At 65.1% G+C, this 24,978-nt stretch carries 23 protein-coding genes; 11 read left to right on the top strand and 12 right to left on the bottom strand.

Annotated features, from left to right (window positions below; genetic code table 11):
• Window positions 1-321 precede the first annotated feature (321 nt).
• The gene (locus AC5FRW_RS14090; protein WP_493569096.1) at window positions 322-768 is read left to right on the top strand and encodes a halocyanin domain-containing protein; all 447 of its coding nucleotides are present in this window, start codon (window positions 322-324) and stop codon (window positions 766-768) included.
• Window positions 769-821: 53 nt separating this feature from the next.
• Here AC5FRW_RS14090 and AC5FRW_RS14085 read toward each other — a convergent pair whose 3' ends face one another.
• Window positions 822-1,988 carry a hypothetical protein gene (locus AC5FRW_RS14085; RefSeq protein ID WP_493569095.1) on the bottom strand — a complete coding sequence of 389 codons (1,167 nt, stop codon included), beginning with the start codon at window positions 1,986-1,988 and terminating at the stop codon, window positions 822-824.
• Between the two features lie 132 nt (window positions 1,989-2,120).
• Between AC5FRW_RS14085 and AC5FRW_RS14080 the strand changes: the two genes are divergently transcribed.
• The 3 genes from AC5FRW_RS14080 (at window position 2,121) to AC5FRW_RS14070 (ending at window position 4,672) form a co-directional block, all read left to right on the top strand.
• The gene (locus AC5FRW_RS14080) at window positions 2,121-3,353 is read left to right on the top strand and encodes a digeranylgeranylglycerophospholipid reductase (RefSeq protein WP_493569094.1); all 1,233 of its coding nucleotides are present in this window, start codon (window positions 2,121-2,123) and stop codon (window positions 3,351-3,353) included.
• Between the two features lie 79 nt (window positions 3,354-3,432).
• On the top strand, window positions 3,433-4,182 hold the full coding sequence (locus AC5FRW_RS14075; protein ID WP_493569093.1) for an NAD(+)/NADH kinase: 750 nt from the start codon (window positions 3,433-3,435) through the stop codon (window positions 4,180-4,182).
• 61 nt (window positions 4,183-4,243) lie between these two features.
• On the top strand, window positions 4,244-4,672 hold the full coding sequence (locus AC5FRW_RS14070; protein ID WP_493569092.1) for a DUF7313 family protein: 429 nt from the start codon (window positions 4,244-4,246) through the stop codon (window positions 4,670-4,672).
• 341 nt (window positions 4,673-5,013) lie between these two features.
• On the opposite strand, the gene AC5FRW_RS14065 is transcribed toward AC5FRW_RS14070, so the two are convergent.
• The 8 genes from AC5FRW_RS14065 to AC5FRW_RS14030 form a co-directional block, all read right to left on the bottom strand.
• Window positions 5,014-5,283 carry a DUF7314 family protein gene (locus tag AC5FRW_RS14065; protein WP_493569091.1) on the bottom strand — a complete coding sequence of 90 codons (270 nt, stop codon included), beginning with the start codon at window positions 5,281-5,283 and terminating at the stop codon, window positions 5,014-5,016.
• Complete coding sequence (locus tag AC5FRW_RS14060; protein ID WP_493569090.1) at window positions 5,276-5,590, bottom strand: DUF7315 family membrane protein; 315 nt, start codon at window positions 5,588-5,590, stop codon at window positions 5,276-5,278. The genes AC5FRW_RS14065 and AC5FRW_RS14060 overlap by 8 nt, the downstream gene beginning before the upstream one ends.
• 104 nt (window positions 5,591-5,694) lie before the next feature.
• Window positions 5,695-6,462, bottom strand: coding sequence for a cytochrome b family protein (locus tag AC5FRW_RS14055; protein ID WP_493569089.1), 768 nt, complete (start codon window positions 6,460-6,462; stop codon window positions 5,695-5,697).
• Window positions 6,463-6,464: 2 nt separating this feature from the next.
• Window positions 6,465-7,268 (bottom strand): cytochrome b, encoded by an 804-nt coding sequence (locus AC5FRW_RS14050; RefSeq protein WP_493569088.1) that lies wholly within the window; start codon window positions 7,266-7,268, stop codon window positions 6,465-6,467.
• 3 nt (window positions 7,269-7,271) lie between these two features.
• Complete coding sequence (locus AC5FRW_RS14045; RefSeq protein WP_493569087.1) at window positions 7,272-8,129, bottom strand: ubiquinol-cytochrome c reductase iron-sulfur subunit; 858 nt, start codon at window positions 8,127-8,129, stop codon at window positions 7,272-7,274.
• Between the two features lie 2 nt (window positions 8,130-8,131).
• Window positions 8,132-8,548: a DUF7318 family protein gene (locus tag AC5FRW_RS14040; RefSeq protein ID WP_493569086.1), complete on the bottom strand. Its 417-nt coding sequence runs from the start codon at window positions 8,546-8,548 to the stop codon at window positions 8,132-8,134.
• A complete protein-coding gene (locus tag AC5FRW_RS14035; protein WP_493569085.1) occupies window positions 8,548-9,201 on the bottom strand; it encodes a halocyanin domain-containing protein in 654 nt (217 codons plus the stop codon). The genes AC5FRW_RS14040 and AC5FRW_RS14035 overlap by 1 nt, the downstream gene beginning before the upstream one ends.
• A 61-nt stretch (window positions 9,202-9,262) precedes the next feature.
• Window positions 9,263-10,144 carry a DUF7319 domain-containing protein gene (locus AC5FRW_RS14030; protein WP_493569084.1) on the bottom strand — a complete coding sequence of 294 codons (882 nt, stop codon included), beginning with the start codon at window positions 10,142-10,144 and terminating at the stop codon, window positions 9,263-9,265.
• 179 nt (window positions 10,145-10,323) lie between these two features.
• Here AC5FRW_RS14030 and AC5FRW_RS14025 point away from each other — a divergent pair, with 179 nt between their 5' ends.
• Together AC5FRW_RS14025 and AC5FRW_RS14020 are read left to right on the top strand one after the other, a co-directional pair.
• Window positions 10,324-10,806, top strand: coding sequence for a DUF7321 family protein (locus AC5FRW_RS14025; RefSeq protein WP_493569083.1), 483 nt, complete (start codon window positions 10,324-10,326; stop codon window positions 10,804-10,806).
• 71 nt (window positions 10,807-10,877) lie between these two features.
• Window positions 10,878-11,363: an Lrp/AsnC family transcriptional regulator gene (locus tag AC5FRW_RS14020; RefSeq protein ID WP_493569082.1), complete on the top strand. Its 486-nt coding sequence runs from the start codon at window positions 10,878-10,880 to the stop codon at window positions 11,361-11,363.
• Here AC5FRW_RS14020 and AC5FRW_RS14015 read toward each other — a convergent pair.
• Window positions 11,360-12,376 (bottom strand): amidohydrolase family protein, encoded by a 1,017-nt coding sequence (locus AC5FRW_RS14015; RefSeq protein WP_493569081.1) that lies wholly within the window; start codon window positions 12,374-12,376, stop codon window positions 11,360-11,362. The two genes, AC5FRW_RS14020 and AC5FRW_RS14015, sit on opposite strands and share 4 nt — an antisense overlap.
• Before the next feature lie 345 nt (window positions 12,377-12,721).
• Between AC5FRW_RS14015 and AC5FRW_RS14010 the strand changes: the two genes are divergently transcribed.
• Together AC5FRW_RS14010 and AC5FRW_RS14005 are read left to right on the top strand one after the other, a co-directional pair.
• Complete coding sequence (locus AC5FRW_RS14010) at window positions 12,722-14,209, top strand: proton-conducting transporter transmembrane domain-containing protein (protein WP_493569080.1); 1,488 nt, start codon at window positions 12,722-12,724, stop codon at window positions 14,207-14,209.
• Window positions 14,199-16,619 (top strand): DUF2309 domain-containing protein, encoded by a 2,421-nt coding sequence (locus AC5FRW_RS14005; protein ID WP_493569079.1) that lies wholly within the window; start codon window positions 14,199-14,201, stop codon window positions 16,617-16,619. The genes AC5FRW_RS14010 and AC5FRW_RS14005 overlap by 11 nt, the downstream gene beginning before the upstream one ends.
• A gap of 79 nt (window positions 16,620-16,698) precedes the next feature.
• On the opposite strand, the gene nth is transcribed toward AC5FRW_RS14005, so the two are convergent.
• Complete coding sequence (gene nth / locus AC5FRW_RS14000; protein ID WP_493569078.1) at window positions 16,699-17,385, bottom strand: endonuclease III; 687 nt, start codon at window positions 17,383-17,385, stop codon at window positions 16,699-16,701.
• 374 nt (window positions 17,386-17,759) lie between these two features.
• Window positions 17,760-18,227, bottom strand: coding sequence for a redoxin domain-containing protein (locus AC5FRW_RS13995; protein WP_493569077.1), 468 nt, complete (start codon window positions 18,225-18,227; stop codon window positions 17,760-17,762).
• A 96-nt stretch (window positions 18,228-18,323) separates the two neighbouring features.
• Between AC5FRW_RS13995 and AC5FRW_RS13990 the strand changes: the two genes are divergently transcribed.
• The 3 genes from AC5FRW_RS13990 to AC5FRW_RS13980 all read left to right on the top strand — a co-directional run bounded on the left by AC5FRW_RS13990 (window position 18,324) and on the right by AC5FRW_RS13980 (window position 24,934).
• Window positions 18,324-18,860 carry a GNAT family N-acetyltransferase gene (locus AC5FRW_RS13990; protein ID WP_493569076.1) on the top strand — a complete coding sequence of 179 codons (537 nt, stop codon included), beginning with the start codon at window positions 18,324-18,326 and terminating at the stop codon, window positions 18,858-18,860.
• Window positions 18,861-18,915: 55 nt separating this feature from the next.
• A complete protein-coding gene (locus tag AC5FRW_RS13985) occupies window positions 18,916-19,440 on the top strand; it encodes a GNAT family N-acetyltransferase (protein ID WP_493569075.1) in 525 nt (174 codons plus the stop codon).
• 265 nt (window positions 19,441-19,705) lie between these two features.
• Window positions 19,706-24,934: a right-handed parallel beta-helix repeat-containing protein gene (locus tag AC5FRW_RS13980; RefSeq protein ID WP_493569074.1), complete on the top strand. Its 5,229-nt coding sequence runs from the start codon at window positions 19,706-19,708 to the stop codon at window positions 24,932-24,934.
• Window positions 24,935-24,978 lie beyond the last annotated feature (44 nt).

Raw genomic sequence — 24,978 nt, 5'->3', positions numbered from 1 at the left:
GCGCACCGCTTGTCGAAAAACGTGGGCGAAAAAGGCGCGAATCGCCGTCGGCGATTCGCGGGAACCGGGCGACCTACCGGGTTCTTCGAACCGCTCGGTCGCCCGGATGCTACGACGAAGTTTGGTCAGTACAGGTAGTTCACCTATTGTTCAGTGCAGAGTGTACACGCTCGAAACGGTACGACACGAGATGCACTATCCCACACTGTTATTCCGAACGGCTGTAATGATATAACAATGAAAGATCGGGTTCGTGTCAGGAGGCGAACGCTGCTCACCAGTCTTGGAAGTCTCGCAACGGTCGGAGCGACAGCCGGGTGTGTGGGCGATAACGGGGCAACAGCGACAGCGACTGATGTCTGTGGGGTCGATCCGCCGTCGGTGGCCTGCGAGAACGAACGGATCGCCGAACAGCTCGCCGATGTCGAGAACTTCGATAGAGTTCACGACTGGAGAGACAGTGCAACGGTGACCATCGAAGTTGGTGTGGACAACGGCGGTCTGCCGTACGGATTCGGACCGCCCGCCATCCGAGTCGATCCCGGGACGACTATCGTCTGGCAGTGGACCGGGAACGGCGGTCCGCACGCTGTCGTCGCCGAGACTGATCACGAGATCGACAGCCAACGGACCGACGAAGCTGGATTCACCTACGATTACGTCTACGACGGTCCGATGAGCAAGGTCCACATCGACTATTACTGCAGCACTCACCGAAACCAGGGAATGCGAGGAGTGATCGCAGTGGGCGATGGTGCGAGGCTATAGCGTCGCACAGTCGTGCCTTACATCGTGACCAAGAGCAACAGTAGACGACCGAATCAGCGCTTGCGCGGCAGTACGTCAGGTTCACCGGAACGATAGATGTACTCGACGGCAACGCCGGTCAAGGGCGAGCCGACGGTGGTCGCGTACTCCTTGGCGAGGTCGAGGTACTGTTCGGTCACGTCGACGACGCGGCGGTGGCCGGCCTCGTCGTCGGGCGCGAGCAGGTACTCGGCGGTGACGGGCGTCAGTTGTCCCTCGCGACGGTCGTCGTCGTAGTCGTCGACGTCGTCGAGCCAGATCTGTGCGCCGATGATCGCAAGCACGATGGCGCGGGCGAACTCGGCTTCGACGTTCAGTCCGGCCAGCCGATACAGGTCGAGCATGCCGTCGTAGAGCACGCCGACGCGGGCGTACTGGGTCTTGACGTACGGCAGGTCGCGCTCGGCGTCGGTAAACAGCGCGGCCACGTCCTCGTCGGTGAAGTCGGCGAACTTGTACTCTTCGCGGATGTCACACAGCGCCGACTCGTCGCCGTTCTCGGTGGCTTCCATCAGCTCTCGGAAGTACTCGTCTCGGTCCTGATGGGTCTCGCTATAGTCGACGGCCCACTGGTAGCGCTCCTCGACGATGGGTGGCAGATCGTCGAGGATGTCGGTGAGATGAGCTTCGAGCGCGCCCTGTGCGACTTCGGCGACGCGACGGATCGAGTCAGGTTCGAAATCGACCTCGAAGTCCTCGAACTCGTCGTCGTTGATCGCATCGCGCATGTCGCCGTCGATCAGCGCCTCGATGGAGAAGCGGGTCATCTGCTCGGCGCGCACGACCATCTCCCGCGGTGTGAGCTCTTGGGATGGGCCGGCTTCGAGTGCCTCGGCGTCGACGTCGGGCACGCCACCTGCAATCTCGTCGGTCACCGGATCGCCGGCGGCCTGCTGGCGCGCGTGTCGATAGACGTATCCGAGCGTCAACTGTGCCGGGAGGACGAGTTTCGTGTCGTAGTCGAACGTGACGCTGTCTCGGTCGAACTCCTCGGCCAGTGCCGTTTCGACGAGCGCGAACACGTCGTCGATCATCTGCTCGGTTCGCTCGTCGATCTCGCGTTTCAGCGACAGGCTCCCGTAGTCGAACACGCCGGCGTCGGCATAGTAACCAAGCACCGCTCTGAGCGCCGTCGGGAGCCGACCACTGTCGGCGAGTCGCCCTGCACCTGTCTTGAGCATTGAAATCCTCCTGCGGACATCTCGCCCGCACTGTCGACATGCTGTCCCGGGGGTGGCTTTACGTTTTCGAGATACGCGACGCGGGCCACGACATTCAGCAAGACTCATAACCGACACGTCGTATCACAGCATATGAGCGATCGTTTTGACGTGGTCATCGCGGGGGCCGGCCCTGCCGGGGCCCAGTGCGCCCGAGATCTGGCTGCGCGGAACTACGATGTTGTCGTCCTCGAAACGGAGTCCGAAGACCAGTTCCCACGTCAAAGCAACAAATCGACAGCCGGCACGTTCCCGTCGATGATGGCGTCCTTTTCGATTCCGGACGACGTCGTCATGCAGTACACGGACAGTGTCGTTCTCGAATCGCCTAACGACTACTACGTGCAGGATCAAGCCGGTGCGGTCCTCGAATTCGCCGACTTCAAGCGCTTCCTCGTCCGCGACAGCAAAGAGAAGGGCACGGAGTATCGCTTCGACTCGCGCGTGACGGCACCGATCACGGAAGGCGGCGAGATCGTCGGCGTCAGCTACAACGGCGACGAGGAAGTGTACGGCGACATCGTCGTCGACGCGACGGGTCCGGCCGCACCGCTTGCGAAGAAACTCGATGTCTGCAATCTCAAGCGCGAGCACCAGGCAATCGGAATCGAGTACGAGTTCGAGAACGTCGACGTGAACCATCCCGAGTACGCCGACCTGCGTGACGCCATGATGCTCCGACTGGATCACGACCTCGCACCGGGTGGGTATTCGTGGATCTTCCACACGGGTGGACGAACGGCCAAGGTCGGTCTCTGCTACCTCCAGAACGAATCCCACGACGACTACGCCAAAGACGGGATGGGTATCGACGACTATCTGGACTACTGGCTCGACAAAGACCCGCGCTTCGACGACGCCGTCAAACTCGAATCGAAGCAACACCGCGGATCGGCACACATCCAGCGCCCGTCCTCGATGAGTACGGACAACTTCATGGCGATCGGTGACACCGTCCCGACGATCGACCCGCTCTGGGGCGAGGGGATTCACAAGGGCATGAAATCGGCCCGGATGGCCGCCATCACCGCCGACGCCTGTCTCACCCCGGAGGAGTCGAAAACAGACGCGGAGACGATGGCGACCTACGACAAACTCTGGCACAGCGAAGTCGCCCCGCGAGCGCGCGAACGCCTGTTGATGACCGAACTCCTGTATCTCGTCTCGAACGACCGGTACGATCAACTGATGTCCGATCTGAAAAGCGTCGGTGCGGAGACGCTCGCACGTGTCAACGCTGGCGACAAGCGCGCCATCTCGAAGTTGCTACACCTCTCTGATCTCCCGACACTGGTGAAGTACGCTCGCCGTCGCCTGAGCGCGTGAGTGACACACGCTGGTCCGACCGACGGGCCGTCGCACAGAGTTCAGCACCTTTTTCTCCGACTGGCCGGACATCTCCGACATGAGTTCCGGGGCGACAGTGGTCGGCGTCGTCGGCGAGTCGGTCGACGATGTCGTCACAGCCATCGAAGCCGCAGGCGGCCAGACGTGCGTGGGCGATCCGGCCACGGTCGTCTCGACCGATCCAGACGTGATCGTCACCGTCGGGGAGTCGTCGACGGTCGCGGTCGCTCGGGACCGACCGGCCTGCCCGCTGGTCCCGATCGACGCCGGTCGTGGCCTCCGTTCCGTGCCTGCGGACGACGTTCCAGCGGCCGCTGCTCGAATCGTCGCCGGCGAGTGGACCACCGAGACCCACCCGCTGCTGTGCGTCGAATACGACGGCGAGACCGTCGGACGTGCACTGACCGACGTAACACTCGTCGCGGCCGAGGCCGCCAAGATCTCGGAGTTCTCCGTCACCGCCCGCGACACCCACGTCGGCCAGTTCCGGGCCGACGGCGTCGTCGTCGCGACACCGGCCGGGACTGCTGGCTACGCCAACCGTGTCGGAACGCCGATCGCCGCCGCCGAGACGGGCATTCTCGCCGTCGCACCGATCGCCCCGTTCGCGACGAACCCCGACCACTGGCTCGTCTCGGACGATCACTTGCGGGTGACCGTCGAGCGCGACGAGGCGGCCGTCTCGCTCTTTGCCGACGACCAGTCGATCGACACGCTCGCGTGCAGCGAACCGGTGACGCTCACGACCGACCAGTCGGTCTCTCTCGCCGTCCTCCCCCAGAGCCAGCCACGCTTCGCCCGGCCGTGATCGGCGACCGTGCCACACCAAATTGGAAAGACACTAATGGGCGTCGCACAGAGTTCCTTCCATGGAGCCGTTCGTGAACATCTTCGGACAGCTGGACACGCTTCACAGCTTTATCGAGCCTGTCCTGCTCGTGCTCGTGCTCGCCAACATGGTGACACGATTCCTTGCTCACAACCGTCACGTTGCACAGTACGAGGACGGCGGTGCCGACGCGATCAGCCGCTTCATTCCTCACGAACTCACTAACGTCCTGCTCATGCTGGCCTCGTTCTACTACGTGACCGTGAATCACCACGGCGGGATGATCCTCTCGATGTTCGTCGCTGGCCTGCTGGTCACGGACTTCTTCGAGTTCGAGTCCCGAAAGGTCGAGGCCCGACGCGACCTCGCACTGGACCGCCCGAAAGGATCGCTCAGCCTGTGGGTCCTCTCGCTGCTGTATCTGGGCTTCCAGATGCTGTTTACCGGCACGATCGGAACGATCCTCTGATACGGATCGATCTGCAGTACGTTTTCGCGCCGATTACCCGTCCTGCAGTGGCGCGTGTTCGTCGCCGTCGCACAACGACGTGGCTCGCCCGTTTCGATAGAGCCACACCGCTGTCGTGCTCTCTGCGCTCGTTCTGGCCCGCACGGATTCACGGCCTGTGACCCACGGCCCCTGCGCGTGCCTCGCTGCCGAACCGTTCGCCCTTGCTGTTTGATGATCACCCGCTCCAGTGGCGGTCACTGCCCGCACACGCACCGCTCACCGTTCACCATCAGGCTACCTCGTACTCGACTGTTGTAGCGTCCTGCGGCGTCGCTGTGGACGACTGAAAAACGACCTCGTTAGTTACTGCGCTCGGCCCACGCCGATCGGGCTTCCTCGAACAGTGGGATGAGGACCCAGAACGTGAGTGCGCCGATGACCGCGAACCAGAAGAACGCGTCCATCAGGAACAATGCAATCTGGTCGTAGACGGTGAGTCCCTCCTCGGGCAGCGGACCGATCAGCTGTGCCCCTTCGAAACTGGGCGTCCGGTACCAGCCGGCGATGGTCATCCAGCCAAGCCCACCGACCATGAGCGCTCCCAGTCCTTTGATGAATTCGTCAGCCATTACCGAAATCTTCGGCAGCGTCGTCTTTAGACTTTCCCATTCCTTCGGTTCGAAAGCGGGTCGCAAAGGCGTACACTGCCGCGCCCAGCAAAATCAATCCGACACCGGCCAGTGCAGCCACGGGATCGATCTCGGAGGCCGGCAGCGTCGCTCTGTTGGTCGCGCGATCGATGAGAATGAACCCACCGACGACGCTGAGGACCGAGAACAGCGTCGAGAACACGGTGACGGTCTTGTACACTCGCAGGGGCACGACCACGTCGCGACTGCCCGTCCCGTCGGTGTCGGTCGACTGTTCGTCCGTCATTGGTCCTGCTAGGGGCGGGAGCTACTTATATGGGACGAGACCGGGTGTCCACACTCGAAGACGAATAGCGAAAAATCGACTGCACCGACCGAAGCAGTGTGGGGCTACTTCGGTGGCCTGAGCCGGTAGTATCGGCGATTCAGGTTGAACATGTACCCCTCTCGCATCGTCCGCAGTGCAGCGTAGGTGATGACTCCGCAGACGATCGGGAACAGGAAGGCCAGATCCAGCAGGACCTTCGATTCCATCGGGATCAGGTTCTGGATCGACAGCGCGGCGATGGTAAGGCTGAAGATGACGCCAGCCATGCCCACCGCTGCCCAGAAGGGTTGTTCGACCGGTCGTCGCGCCGACCCCTTGTTGAGGAAGGGAACGATCGCGACGAACCCGACGACGACGACGTTGGCGAGCACACCGTACGTGCGGTCTGCCATCAGCTTCTGGCCGCCCAGGATCGACAGCGCCGGGTTGAGGTCTTGCAGCTTCAGCAGTCCGAACGACCAGTAGAGATACCAGTCGGGCAGGATGATAGCCGGCGTCTTGTTGGCGTTTGCCGGGAGGGGCATCTCCGGAGGCAGCGCCGCCGAGAGGAACAGGATCATACCCACGAAGAAGGAGGTGAGCGCGAGGTTGCGCATCATCTCGTGGGGCCAGGCCGGGAACGCGAGCACGTCACGCTCGACGTAGTCGGACTGCTGGCGCAGGTCCTGATCTTCGCGCCGGGAGCGCTCGAAGTATTCGTAGGTCAGCCGGGCGAGTCCCTCCGTGCGCTCCTTGCGCTCGCGCCACGTCGGGGTCTCGTCGTCCGGCGCGACGATACCGGTGCCGGAACCGTCCGTGCGGACTTCGTCGGTGGTGTTGTCGTCGGTCATGATTAGTGTGGTTCAGCGATGCCCTGCATCCAGACGATGCCGATGTGGACCGCGATGATCGCGGTCGTAATGAACGGCAGGAAGAACACGTGCAGGATGTACATCCGTTGGAGTGTGCTCTGACTCAGTGCGAAGCCCCCGAACATCAACTGGGCGACCCACTCGCCGATGAGCGGGATCGACAGCGACATCTCGACGCCGATCTGGCCGGCCCAGTAGGAGAGCTGACTCCACGGGAGCAGGTAGCCGGTGTACCCGAACACGAGCGTCAGCGAGATCAGCACGATGCCGATGATCCAGTTGACCTCGCGGGGTTCCTTATACGCGCCCGTGAAGTACACACGGAGCATGTGCAGGAACACGGCGGCCACCATCACCTGCGCCGCCCAGCGATGGACCGAGCGCAGCAGGTATCCGAGATTGAGCTGGCCCATGATAAGCTGGACCGACTCGTAGGCGATCGTCGCCGTCCCATCGGAGGCAGCGGCGGCCGGGGCGTAGTAGAAGCCAAGCAGCGCGCCGGAAATCGCCGCGACGATGTATGAGATCGTCGAGAACGACCCCAGTGCGTACAGGGGGTACCAGTACCAGAACTTGTTGTCGAGGTTGTACTGTTCGGTGTGGCTCTTTGGCATCTGCATGTTGACCTTGTAGTAGAGGTCTTCGAGCAGTTCCAGATAGTCGACGACGCGGAGTCGCTTGTCGAGCCACATGAGTGTCGTGAGGTAGATGGATTCCAGCGTCGTCAGCTCTCTGGATTCCATCCAGCCTTTGTGGTCGTGGTCGTCTTTACGTTCCAGACTCATGGTTTACTGTGGGGGTCGCGGGAGCGCGACCATCGTTTTCTGCACTGGGTTGAACGGGTCGTACACCGACTGGTGGCACTGACAGTACACCTTGTTCTCGGCGTCGTAGGCGGCACTGCCAGAGAGCTGTTTGAAGCCCGGGACACAACAGAAGTGGGTACACTTGTTGACCCAGGCCATGAAGTCCTGTGCGGTCGCGGCCTCGAAGTACGATCGGACCGGCCCGGGAATATCCGAGTAGGGACCTTCGCCGTTGACGATCTTGGAGACTTCCGGGCTTCGCAGCACTTGGACGGGAATGTTCTTCACGTCCCCTTCGGAGCGCCAGTTCGCGGTGGCGGGCTTGCCGATCCCGGCTTGCCCGATCCCGTTGCCCCACTCCTCGTAGTCGTCGAACATGTCGACGGTGAGCGGATCGCCGTCGGAGTACTCTGATTGCCAGTCGTAGTCTCCGGTCGACATGGTGAACGTGTTGTTCTGTTCGGCCTGTGGCTGGATGCCCTCTGCAGTCTGGAGACCACAGTACTGGTACATCTGGGAGGAGTAGGGGATCCCACTGCCGCCGAAGTCGTCGTTGATCGCGATACTACGGCTGGAGTCGTACTCGGGCCAGACACCGCTGAGTTCGCCGCCGTCGATCGTCAATGGGACGATCGGCATCCCTCGTGGTGCCGGTCCAGCGGTGTTCTCGATGGCGACGTAGGTCGTCGAACCGCCACCGACACCTGGTGAGTCAGTCGTCGTGTCGAGCGCGGCAGCCCCGCTGGCTCCGACACTCGACAGCGCCGCACTGCCGACGACACCCTTGACGAACCGTCGACGGCCGGATTCGGCCGGATATTTGTCTTCGTCTAGTGGCATTGTTATTTCTTGTAGTATGGGTACACTGCTCGCTTGACGCTCTCCCATGGGTCCTCGCCGCCGAAGGTCGTCCCGTCGACGTCCTCCTCACGGATGTAGAGGTCTTCCCACTTGCGACGGCGCTTCTTGACGATCATCACGTCTGGAAGGAACTCCTTGCGGTACAGCAGCATGATGAACGCCAGATCGATGAAGATGACCGTCAGGACCCCACCGAGGAACATATTGGCGTTGATCAGGCGCGGCGTCAGGCCGGTCCCGACGCCGGACGCCCACCCTGCGAGGATGCCGTAGGTGAACAGGCCGACGAAGACGACCTCGATGATCGTCAGGAGGACGATCGCCAGCGCGGCGGCCGTACTCTCTCGTGGCTGTTCGTAGCGGTGGATGTCGCCGTAGTTCGAGCCTGTCGAGGACATCAGTTGTTCCCTCCTTTGGTGTTGGCGGATTCACCGTACTTCAGCACGTAGAACGTAAAGATCGTCGAGAGGACCATCGCGAGACCGGCACCGAACCCGACGTAGTGTGGCTGGATCGGGACGCCCGCTTCCTCGGGGTTGAGCGTCTCGACGCCACCTTCGCCGTCGGAGCCTGCGGTCGGGTAGTCAGAGCCGACGACGACGGCACCCTTCATGCCGAGGCTCTCGTGGGGCACGCAGAGGTACTTGTAGATGCCGTCCTCCTCGAAAGTGTGCTCGTACTGGACGCCGGTCGTGTCGACCGCGCTGCCAGAGTTGAGCGGGCCGTCGCCATCGGAGACGACGTTGTGGGTCCCACCCTCGCCAGTCCACTCGAACTTGACGGTCGCGCCGTTGTCGACGTGGACCGCAGCGGGACCGAAGCCGAAGGCCCCACCGTTGGCCTGGACGCCGACTTCGACGGTTACCTCGTCCTGCCCAGTCTTGTCGACTGTCTCACCGTTGTAGTTGCTCGTACTCGCGAACCAGCTACCATAATCCGGTGGGCCGCCACCGCCGCCCTCTTCCTGGGCGGCGGCAGACCCGGTGGCGCTGAGGGCCGCTGTGCCGCCAGCGACACCCCCGGCAGTCCGGACGAACTCCCGCCTATTCATAGACGTGCGAAAGTCAGGACTGAGTTTGTATAAACCCACCGAATACCGCCAGCAGGCTCCGTTATCCCTCTCCTTGCTGTTCGTCACCACTGCCGTCACCGGCCGGTTCGAGCGCCGGAACGAAGTCCGGTCGCTCCCCGTCGGCCAGCCCCACGGCCCGGAGCCTGTCGCGGTACTCCTCGGCGCGGAACGTATCCGAGAGGCGGGCGTTGGCGACGACCAAGAAGAGGACGAGCGCGATGGCGATAAAGGCCAGTCCGGCGACGATCAGGACGATCGGACCGGCACCGACGCCGCCGAAAACGCCCGCGGCAGCCAGTCCTCCGCCGACGAGCAGGATCAGGCCGGCGAGCAACTGCGTGCCGGCGATGGCCTGGATCATCCAGTTGCCGAGTTCGCTGCCACCCTCCGGGACTTCCTCGGGCGAGGGGAGGGGATTCTCGCTCGTCGGTTCGGGTACGTCGTAGTCGTCCATCGAGCACAGCGCGACGGTCGGTTTCACGTCCCGCAGGACCGTCCCGTGGCCCTCGACGGTGCCGTCCGGGAAGACGAGGGCGTACCCCTCGTCCGAGTAGGCGAGCACTCGATTCGGATCGTCGTGGCGCTCGATCTTGGCGAACACGTCCCGGTTGGCGACTCGATTGCGCAGATCGTCGGCCACTCGGTCGAGCAGTGCCGAGCCGGTGATCCAGCTTTCCTCGTCGAAGGCTGCTTCCCACTCGTCGGCACTCATCTTCGCCATGTCCTCGGGGCCGAAGTTGTCGAAGTCGTACTTCTGCTCGACCTCTCGACGGAGTGCCTCGACCGATTGGTCGTCCGTGTCCCCGTCCCCCTCCTGTTCGGGGTCCATCTCTCGGTCGGCCGTCGCCCCCTGCTGCTCGTCGGCGCTCGACGGCCCCTGCTCGGGGGCATCTGCCGGTGGCGTCGAATCTGGGTCGGCCATTGCCCGAACCTAGCGTGCGAACGCTCTTGTGCTTTCTGACATCTCCTATCAGTCGCCGCCACTCCCATCACTGCCGCCCCGCCTATCACTCGGCGTTCCTCCAATCACTGCCGTCCCGCCTATCGCTCGCCGGCAGTGTGTCCGGCACGCTTTAGCGACCCCTTTCCTTAGGGTGGGGTATGGTTTCCGACGGTCTCGTCGCAACGGTCGTGTTCGTCGCCGTGACCCTGAGTCTTCCCTGTTTCCTGTACGGTGCGTACTACATCATCGAGACCGAACCCGTCACGTGGAACGTCCTGATGCATCATCTGAAGTTCGTCGTCACGGGACTCGTGCTGACGACGGTGCCAATGGTGGGTTGGATGATGCCACGACTTCCCGATCAGTTCGGTGGGCTGTCGGCGCTGCATGCCGTGCTGGGGTTGCAGGCCTACGCGATGCTCCTGTTCGGCGGGACCGGCATCGTTCGGATCTTCCGGGCGAAGTACGAACACGACCTGTATCACGACTACGATCAGGACGTGCTGCTAGACGAGATCGGGGGCGAGCGCATGGACCACTGGCGCAGTCGTCTTCGCATCGGCGTCTTTGGCTACGTGATCTTCTGGCTGCTGGCCTACGTCGTCGGCGTCGTGCGCTACGTCATCCGGTACGCGCTCTGATCGGTGGCCTGCTCGACGGTGAGCGCCGGCCAACGTACAAACGTAAAGTGTCTCTGCCGCGACGGTGGCGTATGGGTGACACTACTATCGACGACGTGGACAAGGCGATCCTGTACGCGCTGCAGGAGGACGCACGCAACATGTCGTCGGGCGACATCGCGGAGCGAACCGAGACCTCGGACAGCACTGTCCGCAAGCGGATTCAGCGCCTCGAATCCGAGGAGGTCGTCAAGGGCTACAGCGCCGAGGTCGACTATCAGGCCTCGGGGTACCCACTCAGGATGTTGCTCTTCTGTACGGCGTCGATCCCGGAACGGGGCGAGATCGTCCCCGACATCCTCGCCATCGAGGGTGTCGTCTCGGTACAGGAACTGGTCACCGGCGAGCAGAATCTCCTCGTGACTGCCGTCGGGGAATCGGACGGCGACATCACGCCGGTCGCCCAGCAACTGCTCGACATGGGACTGACCGTCGCCGACGAAGTTCTCGTTCGGAGCCACGAGACGACGCCGTTCGGGAAGTTCGATCCGAAGCACCACGAAACGCGAGACAGCTAGCTCACGACGCGCGTTACGTCCAGTGCGGTCGCCCGGCGGACGACGGCTTCGACCGGATCGGTCGTGCCGGCGAGGTTGTCCGAGTCACCGTCGAGTACGAGCAAGGCTGCCCGCTTGTCCGGGGCGACGACACCGCAGTCCAGACCGGCGATCTCGGCACCGGCGGCCGTCGCCATATGGAGTACTTCACGCGCGTCTACGTCGAACTGCGTCGCCGTGTACGCCATCTCGCGGAACATCGACGGCTGATTCAGCATGACGTTGTCCGTCCCGAACGCGACGGTCGTGTGATCGAGCAGATCCCGGATCGGCGGGCGACCGACCCCGAGGATGGCGTTTGCCCGTGGACAGGCGGCGATCGGGACCGATTGGCTGGCGACGCGGTCGAGGTGCTCGGCGCTCGCGTGAACCATGTGGACGAGCAGGTCCGGTTCGAGGTCGAGTGCGGGATGGATGTCCGTCGCATCCGGTTCACCGGCGTGGATCGCGAAGGGCACGTTCCGCTCGCGTGTCGCCTCGCGCTCGCGTGTGAAGTCGTCGTCGTTCGCACCACTGGCTCCGAAACCGTCGGCCACGTCGAGGACAGCCACGTCGTCGCTCCCGAAGACGAACGGCTCGATGTCCAGTGGTTCGGCGGCCGCTCGGAGCGCCTTGGTACCGGCGACACCGAACTCCCGGAAGTCCAGACAGGAGATCGTCCCAGTCCGATGCATGAACCGGAGCGTCCGGCGCATGGCGGTCACGAGCTGGTCCCGGTCCGCGTCGGCCAGCCGGCGGTGTTTCAGACTGTCGGGCGGTGCGACGGCCTCTTCGAGTGAGAGTCCGAAAGCGGCGTCTTTCGCGACGGAGTCGCCCAGATGCGTGTGTGCGTTGACGAACGCCGGGAGAACGATGTCGGTCGACTGCGTCTCGGTCTCCTCGACGGCAGTGATCCGCCCGTCGTCGACGACCACGCGTCCCCGGATCGGCTCGAACTGCTCACCGGCCAGTATCGTCCCTTCGAACATTTCCATGGTGATATTCGACTCTTGCGAACGATTCGGTCGCGAAGGCATATATCTCGAACGATACCCGTTCCACGTTCCACAGCCACAGTCACGATCCGCCTGCAGGGGTGTGAACCCTCTCCTGCCCGATTTCGGGGGTCTCACTGGGAAAGCGGGCTCGGAGAGGTATGTGTGACGATGCCGCACGATCAAGAAACATAATGTTCTATAATGTGTATCTTACGAACGTTTTGGTCGTATGGATAGATTTAATAGACAGTCTGTTCGTAGCAGTGGGTGAAGACGACCGAACTTCGATATGGCGGCGAAGGGCGTCGCCGTGACAGTGATCGGTCGCAGACGGACCAAACGATGACAGGACACGAGCAGCCCACGACGGTAGGACAGCTTCCGACGCCGAGCAGCACGGATTCACGCGTGGCGACGGTACTGACCCGACTCGTCTGGCTCCTGTTTGCCGGGAGCCTCGGCGCGCTCGCTGTCCGACTTGCCGACGGTTCCGGCTGGGAACTGGCCGGTATCGCGAACGTGGACGGCCTGACGACCGTCATGTGGGTGGCGGTGACCTTCTTCAGCGGCATCGTCCACAGCTACTCGAAACGCTACATGGCTGGCTCGGCGACGATCGATCAGTTCTTCGGGCGCGTGTTCGCCTTCACCATCGCCGTGATGGTGCTCGTCGCGGCCGACCACGTCGTCCTGTTCGGTCTCGCGTGGCTCGCGATGGGTCTCTCGATGGCGAGTCTGATCGGCCACGTCGACGGATGGCCTCAGGCACAGGCCGCCGCCAGCGTTGCCCGCCGCTACTTCCTCGCGAGTAGCGGCCTGCTCGCGGTCGCCCTCGGAACGCTGTGGTGGACGACCGATGGGACGACCGTCTCCGCCGTCGTCGGGAGCGTCGGAACGTTCTCGACGCCGACCCTCGTGTTCGTGGCCGGCACGCTCGTGCTGGCGGCGATGCTCCAGTCCGCACTCGTTCCCTTCCACACGTGGCTACTCTCGTCGATGACCGCGCCGACGCCGGCCTCGGCGCTGATGCACGCCGGCTTCGTCAACGCCGGTGCCATTTTGCTGGTGCGTTTCGCTCCAGTCGTCACCGCCGAAGCCGGTGTGATGCTGGCGCTCGTCGTCGTCGGTGCGACGAGTGCCCTCCTCGGAAAGCTCCTCAAGACCGTCCAGACGGACGCCAAGGCGGTGCTTGGCTGCTCGACGGTCGGGCAGATGGGCTTCATGATCATGCAGGCCGGACTGGGCTTTTTCGGCGCGGCGGTCACGCACCTGATCCTGCACGGCTTCTACAAGGCCTACCAGTTCCTCGCAGCGGGGAGTCAGGTCGAACACGAACACCCCTCGAAGTCCGACACGAGCGCGTCGGTCGGCGTCCCCGGCATCGCGGTTATCGTCGCGACCGCGCTCGCGGGCGGACTTCTGTTCGCCGGACTCACCGGCAAGGGGACGAAACTGGGCGGCGGTCTCCTGCTCGTGGGACTCGTCGTTCTAACGGTCTTACACGCCGCCCGCGAGGTCGTCACGGGGGCGTCGCTCCCGACCTCGGTCCGCTACGTCGCCGTCCCGCTGGTCGCCTTGCCGGCGATTGCAGTGTACGCCGCCGTCTACGGCGTCATCGAGGGACTGCTCGGCGGGCTTCCGGGGGTCGGCTACGCGACCGAGCTAACGCCGATCCACATGCTCGTCGCCGTCGCCTTCCTCGCGGTGTATCTGGCCGTCGAGACCGGTGTCTACAGACACAGCCAGCGCCTGTACGTGGCGCTGTTGAACGCCACTACACCACCGACCGACACGCTGCTAACTACGACGGAGGACTACAATGAGTACTGAATCCGCTATCGAGGAGAGTATCGACGACGCGGCCGACGCGGTCGGCTCCGTCTGGCCGCTCCATTCGTTCGTGACTGCAAACCCCCTCGCCGGGTTCGAAGACCAGCCGTTCCACGAGGCCGTCGCCGAGGCCGAACAGCTGCTCGGCGGCGATGGCTACCCGAGCGCCGACGTGTTCCGTCGCGCCTGGGAGGCCGGCCAGATCGACACCGAGGTCTTGCGCTCGGAACTGACGGCCCACGGCTACGTCGCTGATCCTGAAGCCTCGCTCGAACAGCTAGCCGCCGCGGGGGCGACAGCGGACACGGAAGCGGCGACCACCGCCACCGACCGCGTCGACGCGGTCCTGACAAAGTGGCTGGCGGCCTTCCTCGATCAGGGGACGGCCGAGTGGCCGATGCCCAACCGCGAACAGGGGTTCTACGACGCGTTCCGCACCGTGGCGGTCCACGACGGCGAGATTCCGGACACGGACGCCATCGCCGACCTCCACGACGAGCCAGCCGACGCGATCCGTACGGTCCTCACCGACTACGATCTGGGCCAGTGGCAGGACATCTTCGAGTGTCAGCTTGCGGCGCTCCCGGGCTGGACGGGCTTGATCAAGCAACGCGCGAGCGACGACGCCGCGTGGCAGTCCACGTATCCGATCACGCTGCCGGAGTACCTCGCGGTGCGCCTGACCCTCGCCGACCAGTTCGACGCCCCGATCACGCCCACCGAGGCACCCGAGAGTAGTGACACATCGAGCGGGACCGGCGGCAACGTACCGTTGCCGGAAGTCTGGCTGACCGCGTGGGAGTCGTCCTACCGCGGCGAACTCGTCGACTCGCTCACCGACGCGAGCGCGGCGGTCGACGACGACGCGGGCCAGCGCCCGGACGCACAGCTCGTCTTCTGTATCGACACGCGCTCCGAGATCGTCCGTCGCCACGTCGAAGCCACCGGCAACTACGAGACCCACGGCTACGCCGGCTTCTTCGGCGTTCCGATGCGCTACGAGGGCCACGACGCGGACGTGCGCGTCGACGCCTGCCCGCCGATCCTCGACCCCGAGCACCACGTCACTGAGATGCCGACCTGCGGGGACGAGACGGCACGTCACGACCGCTGGACTGCCATCTCCGAGGCCGCAAGCGGAGTGGTCAAGACGCTGAAGTCCAACCCCAGTACGGCCTTCAGCTTCGTCGAGAGCACCGGCAGCGGCTACGGACTGGCGCTCGCGGCCCGTACGCTCCTCCCGGGTCGCGTCCACGACCTGTTCGACGCCGCCGACGACGCGACGCCGGACGCCCACGAGGTCTCCGAGCCACTCGTCGACCACCAGCACTCCTACGCCGATGATCTCCCGGTCGGCATGACCCACGAGGAGAAAGTCGAGTACGCCGAAACGGCGTTCGACCTGATGGGCTGGGAGCAGTTCGCCCGCGTCGTCGTCTTCACGGGCCACGCCAGCGAGACGACGAACAATCCGTTCGACTCCAGTCTGGACTGCGGGGCCTGCGCCGGCAACCCCGGTGGCCCGAGCGCCCGCGTGCTCGCGGCCATCTGCAACGACGAGGCGGTCAAAGCCGACCTGCGCGAGCGCGGCCACGAGGTCCCCGACGACACCGTCTTCGTCGCTGGTGAGCACAACACGACCACTGACGAGATCGAACTGTACGACGGCGAGGTGCCAGAGAGCCACGCCGACGACATCGCGCAACTCCGCGCCGACCTCGAAACCGCACGCGAAGGCGCGGCCGCCGAGCGCGCCACAGACATGGGTTCGGACGCCGACTCTGGTGTCCGCGAGACCGAGCGCCGTGCCGCCGACTGGGCCGAGACCCGCCCCGAGTGGGGGCTGGCCGGCAACGCCGGCTTCGTCGTCGGACCGCGCGAACTCACCGACGACCTCGACCTCGACGGGCGCGCCTTCCTCCACTCCTACGACTGGGCGACCGATCCCGACGGCGACGCCCTCGAAGCCATCGTCGGCGGGCCGATGGTCGTCACCCAGTGGATCAACACGCAGTACTACTTCGCGACGGTCGACAACGCGGTCTATGGCAGCGGCTCGAAGGTGACCCACAACCCCGTTGGCAACGTCGGCGTCTATCAGGGCAACGGCGGCGACCTACTGACCGGCCTCCCGCTCCAGTCGCTGATGGCCGCCGACGACGAGCCGTACCACCAGCCACTGCGCCTCTCGACGGTGATCCACGCGCCCGTCGACCGTGTCACCGAGGTGCTGGCCGACAACGAGACCGTCACGGAACTGCTCGACAACGGCTGGCTCTCGCTGACCGTCGTCGATCCGACACAGGACCACCGTGCGTTCGACTACGACGGCGAACTGGAGTGGACCCCGATCGAGGACGACGTTGCGGCCCCCGAATCGACGACGCCCCACGCGACTGCCGACGACTGATACTGTTGGCTGTAACTGTTTCGAGATAGCCGCAGTGGCGAAATGCTTCACAGACGGACAGCCGACAGTATGAGCGGCGTCAGTCCCACGATTCGCCGCTGGCCAGATCCACGTCGCTGTCGCCTTTTTCAGAGGGACAGATGTCCGCCAGCACGCACTCGCTACAGTCCGGGTTGCGCGCGTCACAGACCGCCCGGCCGTGGTCGATCAGCAGGTGGGTGAACTGCTGCCACTCCGATTCGGGGACGATGGGCAGCAGGTCCTGCTCGATCGCTTCCGGGCGTTCTTCTTCGGTGATCCCCAGTCGTCGGGTGAGTCGCTGGACGTGCGTGTCGACGACGATGCCCTCGACGATGTCGTGGCCGTGCTGGAGGACGACGTTGGCGGTCTTGCGCCCGACGCCCGGCAGGTCGGTGAGGCCGGACATCGAGTCGGGAACTTCGCCGTCGTACTCGTCGACCATGATCTGGCCCGCCTCTTTCAGGTAGCCGGCCTTGTTGTTGTGGAAGGTGATGCCGTAGATGTCCTCGGCCAGTTGCTCCTCGTCGGCCTCGGCGTAGTCGGCCGCCGACTGGTACGTCTCGAACAGGTCTTCGGTGACCTGATTGACTCGCTCGTCGGTACACTGCGCCGACAGGACGACCGCGACGAGCAGTTCGAGTCGATCGCGGTAGTGCAGCGAGATAGTCGAATCGGGATACTCCTCGTGGAGGCGCTCGATCACTGTCTCGGCCTGTGCCTCGCGCGTGTCCAGCATCGTTCCCATACACACGTGTTCGACTGCCGGGGCTTGAGCGGTTCGACTCTAGCAGCTCTCGTGATCATCACGACTGACACCACCATCATTTCGAACGACCAGAAAGCCCCTGGCACGCTCGGCGACCGGGACTCGCTGTGCGCCTCGCCGCTCACTTCGTTCACTCCTCCGGTGCTTGCTTCGTCCGGGCTCACCGAGCGCGCCAGCCCCTTTCATACGGACGGTTGTAGCGATTTACCGGTGAGCGTCTACCCCGTGCCGACGCTCACCGGTAAGCAACTACAACTTTCCGTATCAGTCCCACCCACGTCGGCCGGTCGGCCAGTCTCTGGAGGTGGGACTTTCTGGTGTTTCGGAAGAGTGGCTGCCGCATCGTCGACAGTTTAGACCGATCCAAGCGCCGCGGTCAGGTCCGCCAGCGGAATCGACGCAGCATCGTCGTCGGAACTCCACGAGAACTGAATCCGACAGCGTCGATCCACGACGAACAGCGCTCGACGAGCGTGCCAGCCGTCGGGCGTCTCGGCCAGCGCGCCGTAGCGATCCGCGAAGAAGCCGTCCGGGTCCGCGAGAAGCGGGAAGGGGAGGTCGAGATCGGTAGCGAGTCGTTCCACATCGTCCAGCGGGCCGACACCGATCCCGAACACGGACACGCGATCGATCACGCTGGCCCAGTCGGTGCCGGCGAGCGCGTCGAGCATCTCGACGGCCCGTTCGCGGTCCGCGATGTCGAAGAAGGCGACGACGACGGGCGCTTCGGAGGCCGCAATAGAGAGTCGATACGTCTGGTCACCATCCGTCAGCGGTCGCGGGAGGTCGAAGTCGGGAGCGGGATCGCCAGCATCGAGCATACCTGATGGTGGGCCGACGGCGACAAGAATGGAAGGTGTGTGAGTACTGCACAATGAGCCAGAACGATCATCCGTCGTCCCGGCGACAGTGAGGCTATGGTCGAGACTCCGTTTCTGCGTGGCGAGTCCGTCACGCTGCATCCCGAGACGCCGGGCGACGGAGCGTTCGTCACGTCGCTGTTGAACGACCCCCGCGTTCGGGCCGGTATCGGGCACTCGACGCCGATGACAGTGGCCGACCACGAGGAGTTCGTCGACGGTGCCGGCGACGGCGAGTACCACTTCTTGATCCGCGTCGACGGCGACCCGGTCGGTAGCTGTTCGCTCCACGAAGACGACCATCCGTGGGGCTACGGCGAGGTCGGGTACGCGATCCACCCCGACCACTGGAACGAGGGGTACGCCACCGATGCCGTCGACTGTCTCGCGCGCTACGCCTTTCAGGAGCGCCGCCTCACCAAACTGGGTGCGGACGTGTACGCGACCAATCCCGCTTCGGCGAGGGTGCTGGAGAAGGTCGGGTTCGAACGCGAGGGGACCCGGCGCGACCACGCGTTCGTCGAGGGCGAACACGTGGATCTCTACGAGTACGGCCTGCTCGCCGAGGCGTGGCGCTGCCGTGGGCCACCGTGACGAGTCGTGACACGCTGGGGAAAAGTTCAGGTGCCAGCCACGACAGCCTCCCGGTATGCCCGGAGCAGTGTTCCTCGACGGTGACGATGTCAGCTTGCGAACTGTCGAGCGCGCGGACCTCGACTTCTGCCAGCAGGCGCTGAACGATCCCGCCGTTCGCGCCGGTCTCGGCGTGTCCGAGCCGGTGACGACGGACGACGAGGAGTCGTGGTACGAGGACCGCGTCGTCGAAAGCGACGACGTCCACCTGCTGGTCTGTATCGACGGTGATCCAGTCGGTGTCGTCGGTCTCAACAACGTCAACGAGACGTGGGGGACTGCGGAACTGGGATACTGGCTCGCACCCGAGTACCACGGCAACGGCTACGCGACCGCTGGCGCGTCCCTGCTCGTCGCGTACGGCTTCGCGGAGCGTCGCCTGCACAAAGTGTACGCCAACGCCTTCGCCCACAACGAGGCGTCCCAGCGCGTCCTCGAAAAAGTCGGCTTCGAGCGTGAAGGCGTCCACCGCGAACAGGCGTTCATCGACGGCGAGTACGTCGACGTGTACCGATACGGCCTGCTGGCGAGCGACGACTGAACTGTTCGGTTTGGTAATACTTACGCGACGACGACGACCGAGGCGCGATCAGGGACCGACAGGCCTGTCCCCGAAGGCTCGCGCTTCGGTGCCGTAAGCCCGTCTGAAGCCCACGGTCCGACGGATAACGGTCGTTCAGCTTTATCTATCCATTGAGTGACTAGTTCGCCCAACGTCACAGGTCCCCAGCCATGACTCTCGTCACGCCCCGATGCCGGCCGTCAGCGAATCGTTCGCGACCAGTGTTCGGACAGCGAGGGTCGCGATGAGCGCCGTGCGCTCGGCGCTCGTGCTGACAGCCCTGCTCGTCTGTAGCGTCGTCGCGCCGTCGATCAGCGTCGGTGCGCTCGACGGCGAGACTGTCCCGGCCCAGCAGACACCACCGGACGACACAGTCGACTACGACGCGATCAGCGATCAGTTGCAGGCCCTCGCCGGCGTCGACCCGGGTGCCGAGGTACTCCTCTCCGATGAGCGCGAGCGGGCGGCCCGCCGCGGTGCGCGAGTGGGCGCGCGACTCGCACAGCAACAGGGGATCAACGTCACACAGGAACAACGGCAGGCAGCCATCGACGGCGCCGTCAGGGCGGCCGCGCAGGTGCAAAACGCCACGGTCGAACAGGTGCAAGCCGCTGCCCGCGGGGCGGCCCACGGCGCACTGCTCCAGAGCCAGCGCGCCAACGTCACGCAACTGCAGGCGGGTATCTACGGTGCCAGTGCTGGCTCGCTCTCACAGTTCCAGCAGGCGAACGTCACACAGCTACAGGCGGCCGCCTACGGCGCGGCCCACGGCGTCGTCGCAAAGCACCAGCGCGCCAACGTCAGTCAGCTACAGTTCGCCGCGGTGGGGTCGGCAGCGGGGGCCGCTCGTAGCGCCGGACAGGCCCAGCGCGCCGTCGTCTCCCAGATTCAGGAGGCCGCACAGGGCAGCGCCTACGGGTCGCTCGTTCAGCGTCAGAACGTCACCGTCACCCAGATTCAGGCCGCCGCGTTCGGTGCGGCCGGCGGCGGTGCGTCGAGCGACGCCGACACCGACCCCAAGAAAGTACAGGAGGCCGCGATGGGGGCCGCTCGGGGCACCTTGCTCCAGCGCCAGCAAGTCTCTGTCACGCAGATCCAGTCCGCCGCTCGCGGTGCCTGTCGCGGGGCGCTCGCCCAGAGCCAGAACGCCACCGTCACCCAGATTCAGGAGGCCTCGGTCGGAGCCGCACACGGCGCGCTCAGCCAGTCCCAGAACGCCACGGTCCAGCAGGTACAGGCCGCGGCCGAGGGTGCAGCAAGCGGCGTCCTCGTCCAGATTCAGGTCGTCAACGTCGTCCAAATCCAGCAGGCCGCCTTCGGCGCGGCCCGCGGTGCGGCCCGAACCGCGGCCCAGCAACAGATCGCCAACGTCTCCCAGATTCAGGCCGCCGCTGCGGGGGCCGGACAGGGAACGATCATCCAGATCCAGCAGATCAATATCGTCCAGATTCAGGTCGTCGCCGACAGTGCCGCCAGCGGCGCGCTCAGTCAGTATCAGGCGGCGACGGTACGTCAGATCCAGTCGGCCGCGCTCGGGGCCAGCGAGGGCGCGCTCTTGCTCGCACAGCGCCAGGCGGTCGACACCGAGCAGTTACAGCGCCGCACCGAGCGCGCGGCAGCCGACACGGCGAGCATCGCCGCCAGCGTCGACGTGGACAACGACGTGACGGTCGTCGTCTACGCCCGCAGTGCGGTCACCGAACCAGAACGGACGGACCCCGAGCAACTCAGGAGTCTCGTCGCCGCGGTCGACGACGAGACGCTGTTCCTCGCGAACCCCAACGACCTCGCGACGACGGTGACGATCAGTCGCGATGGAAGTGCCTTCGAGACGCTCACACTCGCGCCCGGTGAGTCCGTGACCCGCGCGCTCGATCCCGGCGAGTACACGCTCACGGCCGAGAGCGCAGACGGGCGCACTGTCCGTCTCGCCGGGCGCACGCAGTTGCGCTTTACTGTCGGTGCCGAACTCCGGTCGCTCGCAGCGACTATCGACGGCCAGACGCTGACCGTCGACAACACCAACGACCAGCGTGTGACGGTCACGATCACCCGGAACGGCTCCACCGCAGCGACGTTCGACGTGCCCCGTGACTGGACAGTGAGCCAGCAGCTCGATCCCGGTACCTATCGCGTGACCGCAAGCGCCGCCGACGGTCGCCGCGTGCAGGTGAACGATCAGCCTGTCGCGACGATCACCGTCGAGTCGCCGACGCCGGACATCCGCGCCAGCGTCGACTTCGAGACGCTGACACTGCGTGTCGAGAACCCCGCCGACCGTCGTGTGACCGTCTCCGTCGGCGGCATCAGATCGCCGCACTCCTTCGATGTTCCGGCGGGAGAGAGCGCCACCCGCGCGCTCCCGATCTCGGTGACGGAACCACCGCAGTACACCGTCTCCGCGCGGGGTCCCGACGGCAGCGCGGCCCGGGTCAACGGACTCCCATCGTTCGATACGTTCTTCGTGCCGGGCGACGCCTTCGCGAACCTCTCGGTCACGACTGCGCCGGGCAACGTGACCGTCGCGAATCCGAGCGGGACCGCGGTGACGGTCACTGCCGGTCAAAACGGTGACACTCGGTCGATCAGTGTCCCGCCGGGCGCGACGGTGACGGAGTCGCTGCCCGCCGGTACGTACTCCCTGACGGGGACGGCTGACGACGGCCGGGTGGTCTTCTTGAACGGCGAGCGTGAGACCTCGATCACGGTCGCTCAAGCGCCGCCAGCGACCACGGAACAGCCCACCGAGTCGCCCACCGAGACGCCTACTCCGTCACCGACTGCGTCACCCACCGAGACGCCTACTCCGTCACCGACTGCGTCACCCACCGAGTCGCCTACTCCGTCACCCACTCCATCACCCACCGAGTCGCCTACTCCGTCACCGACTGCGTCACCCACCGAGTCGCCTACTCCGTCACCGACTGCGTCACCCACCGAGACGCCTACGCCGTCACCGACTGCGTCACCCACCGAGACGCCTACGCCGTCACCGACTGCGTCGCCCACTCCATCACCGACTGCGTCGCCCACTCCGTCACCGACAGAATCGCCGACTCCGTCGCCGACAGTGAACGTCTCTGTCGAAGTCGCCGATCAGAACGTCACCTTCGAGAACCCGAGCGACACCGCGGTCAACGTGACGGCGGCAGGGACCGAGGGGAATCGAACGGTCGACGTGCCGGCGAACGCGACGGTCACGGACGGCTTCGATCCCGGCAACTACACGCTGACCGGCGAGGCCGCTGACGGCCGGCCGGTCCAGTTCGACGGCGCGAGCCAGCGGACCATCACGGTCGAGGGTCCCGCCGTCGACCGGACGATCGACACCTGCCGGGCGATCACCGACCCCGGCCGCTACGAGGTCGTCGCGGACATCCGGTCGAGCAGTGACCGCTCGTGTCTTCAGGTGCAGGCCAGCAACGTCGTGATCGAGGGGCAGGGCTTCGCCATCGACGGGGACGGTCCGGTCGAGGACCTCGGTGTCGATGAGGCCAACGCCGGCGTCCTCGTCGACAGTCAGGCCGAGGAGCGCATCGAGAACGTCACGCTCCGGAATCTGAGCGCGAGTGGCTGGAACGCGGGCGTGCAGGTCCACGTCAGCGGTCTCGGCGGCCCGACAGACGTGCGAATCGAGAACGTCACCGCCAGCGAGAACGACGCGGGAATCGCCCTCTACGGCGGGACGATGGCCGTCGATACAGTCACGACGACGAACAACGGCGTCGGGATCGACGTCGCGACCGCTGGCCCGACGACGGTCTCGAACGCCACGGTGGAGAACAACCGAATCGGCGTGTCAGCCGTCGAAGCGGCATCGGCCACCCTCCGGTCGTCGACCGTCCGCGAGAACGCCGAGGTTGGCGTGCTAACGAGCGCCGCCGTCTCGCTCCGGGTCGAGGACGCCGTCGTCAGCGCCAACGGTGGGACCGGTGTCCAGTTCCGGGGTGACACCGGATCGACGCTTGAGAACGTGACCGTCACCGAGAACGCCGGTCCGGGCGTCGAGGTGCTGTCCGCGATGGGCACGTCGTCGATCGAACGCTCACGGATCGCGAACAACGACGGTGTCGGCCTGCGGATCGATGCGCGCGTTCCCGCGACCGTCAGCGACACCGTCGTCCGGTCGAACGGTGCCGGCGTCACCATCGCCAGCACCACGACCGTCAGGAACGTCTCCGTCACCGACAGTGAGGGCCTCGCCTTCGACGCGCGTGACGGAACCGTCACCGCGACCGACCTCCGTTTCGGGCCGACGACGACGGTGGCGTTCGACCGCAAGTCGCTCGCTCTCGATCCGGTCACTGTCGGCTCGCTACCGACGCTTCCCGACGGCGCGACGGCCGTCGGTCCGGGCCTGAACGTCACCGGTCTCGCCGACACCGCACAACTGCGCTTCTCGTACGCGGCCACTCCGGACAACGAGACCGTCGAACGCTGGCGCTACAACGGTACCGCGTGGGCCGCCGACGGCACCGACGCGACACCCGGCGACGGCAGTCTCGCCGGACCGATCGACAGCGACGGCCTGTACGCCCCGATCAGGCCACCCGAAGAACTGCTCGGGGTCGACGTGACCGTCGGGAACCGCCTCGTCTGGGTCGCGAACCCCACTGAACAGCCACTGGTGGCGACGCTGACCAACGCCTCCGGGACGGTGCTGTCACGCTCGATCGACCCCGGTGTCAACGCTTCGATCGCAGGCCTCGATCCGGGCACTTACACGCTCACTGCGGTGACGACCGACGGGACGCCAGTCGCCGTGGACAACGCGACCGAGCGCGAGTTCACGCTGCCGCCGGATCTGGAGTCGCTCTCACTGACCGTCGGTCCCGAGAACCTCACCGTCGAGAATCCAAACGACGTGGCGGTTCTGCTCACCCTCGACAACGAGACCGGGCCACCGCGGCAATTCACCGTCGATCCGGCGACGACCGGACAGCTCTCGCTTGCGACGCTCGGTGCTGGCAACTACACCGCACGGGCCGAGACGACCGACGGTCGTGACGTGCCGGTCGACGGACGCTGGAACGCCTCGTTCGCCGTCACCGTGACGCCGACGCCCACAGCGACCGAGACGCCGACCCAGACACCGACAGCGACACCCACCGCGACCGAGACGGCTACTGCATCGCCGACACCAACCGAAACGGCGACGCCAACGCCAACCGCTACTGCGACCGAGACGGCTACTGCAACGCCGACACCAACCGAAACGGCGACGCCAACGCCAACCGCTACTGCGACCGAGACGGCTACTGCAACGCCGACACCAACCGAAACGGCGACGCCAACGCCAACCGCTACTGGGACCGAGACAGCTACTGCATCGCCGACACCAACCGAAACGGCGACGCCGACACCGACTGCGACGGTCGAGACGGAGACCGTGACCGTCTCACAGCAGGACGGCGGCGGGCCCGGCGGTCTCCTGTCGGGGCTTGCCGAGACAGTCGACTCGCTGCTGGGATGAGGGTGGCCCACACGCGACCGTGACGTTCATGCGGCCGACCGGCC

The organism is Halomicrobium sp. HArcht3-1 (assembly GCF_058933345.1).
This window is presented reverse-complemented; position numbering and strand designations above follow the sequence as displayed.

What these genes read in the sequence shown, in the direction of transcription:
- AC5FRW_RS14085 (WP_493569095.1), bottom strand. Translation starts at nt 1,988, where the DNA reads ATGCTCAAGACAGGTGCAGGGCGACTCGCCGACAGTGGTCGGCTCCCG.
- AC5FRW_RS14080 (WP_493569094.1), top strand. Translation starts at nt 2,121, where the DNA reads ATGAGCGATCGTTTTGACGTGGTCATCGCGGGGGCCGGCCCTGCCGGG.
- AC5FRW_RS14075 (WP_493569093.1), top strand. Translation starts at nt 3,433, where the DNA reads ATGAGTTCCGGGGCGACAGTGGTCGGCGTCGTCGGCGAGTCGGTCGAC.
- AC5FRW_RS14070 (WP_493569092.1), top strand. Translation starts at nt 4,244, where the DNA reads ATGGAGCCGTTCGTGAACATCTTCGGACAGCTGGACACGCTTCACAGC.
- AC5FRW_RS14065 (WP_493569091.1), bottom strand. Translation starts at nt 5,283, where the DNA reads ATGGCTGACGAATTCATCAAAGGACTGGGAGCGCTCATGGTCGGTGGG.
- AC5FRW_RS14060 (WP_493569090.1), bottom strand. Translation starts at nt 5,590, where the DNA reads ATGACGGACGAACAGTCGACCGACACCGACGGGACGGGCAGTCGCGAC.
- AC5FRW_RS14055 (WP_493569089.1), bottom strand. Translation starts at nt 6,462, where the DNA reads ATGACCGACGACAACACCACCGACGAAGTCCGCACGGACGGTTCCGGC.
- AC5FRW_RS14050 (WP_493569088.1), bottom strand. Translation starts at nt 7,268, where the DNA reads ATGAGTCTGGAACGTAAAGACGACCACGACCACAAAGGCTGGATGGAA.
- AC5FRW_RS14045 (WP_493569087.1), bottom strand. Translation starts at nt 8,129, where the DNA reads ATGCCACTAGACGAAGACAAATATCCGGCCGAATCCGGCCGTCGACGG.
- AC5FRW_RS14040 (WP_493569086.1), bottom strand. Translation starts at nt 8,548, where the DNA reads ATGTCCTCGACAGGCTCGAACTACGGCGACATCCACCGCTACGAACAG.
- AC5FRW_RS14035 (WP_493569085.1), bottom strand. Translation starts at nt 9,201, where the DNA reads ATGAATAGGCGGGAGTTCGTCCGGACTGCCGGGGGTGTCGCTGGCGGC.
- AC5FRW_RS14030 (WP_493569084.1), bottom strand. Translation starts at nt 10,144, where the DNA reads ATGGCCGACCCAGATTCGACGCCACCGGCAGATGCCCCCGAGCAGGGG.
- AC5FRW_RS14025 (WP_493569083.1), top strand. Translation starts at nt 10,324, where the DNA reads ATGGTTTCCGACGGTCTCGTCGCAACGGTCGTGTTCGTCGCCGTGACC.
- AC5FRW_RS14020 (WP_493569082.1), top strand. Translation starts at nt 10,878, where the DNA reads ATGGGTGACACTACTATCGACGACGTGGACAAGGCGATCCTGTACGCG.
- AC5FRW_RS14015 (WP_493569081.1), bottom strand. Translation starts at nt 12,376, where the DNA reads ATGGAAATGTTCGAAGGGACGATACTGGCCGGTGAGCAGTTCGAGCCG.
- AC5FRW_RS14010 (WP_493569080.1), top strand. Translation starts at nt 12,722, where the DNA reads ATGACAGGACACGAGCAGCCCACGACGGTAGGACAGCTTCCGACGCCG.
- AC5FRW_RS14005 (WP_493569079.1), top strand. Translation starts at nt 14,199, where the DNA reads ATGAGTACTGAATCCGCTATCGAGGAGAGTATCGACGACGCGGCCGAC.
- nth (WP_493569078.1), bottom strand. Translation starts at nt 17,385, where the DNA reads ATGGGAACGATGCTGGACACGCGCGAGGCACAGGCCGAGACAGTGATC.
- AC5FRW_RS13995 (WP_493569077.1), bottom strand. Translation starts at nt 18,227, where the DNA reads ATGCTCGATGCTGGCGATCCCGCTCCCGACTTCGACCTCCCGCGACCG.
- AC5FRW_RS13990 (WP_493569076.1), top strand. Translation starts at nt 18,324, where the DNA reads ATGGTCGAGACTCCGTTTCTGCGTGGCGAGTCCGTCACGCTGCATCCC.
- AC5FRW_RS13985 (WP_493569075.1), top strand. Translation starts at nt 18,916, where the DNA reads ATGCCCGGAGCAGTGTTCCTCGACGGTGACGATGTCAGCTTGCGAACT.
- AC5FRW_RS13980 (WP_493569074.1), top strand. Translation starts at nt 19,706, where the DNA reads ATGAGCGCCGTGCGCTCGGCGCTCGTGCTGACAGCCCTGCTCGTCTGT.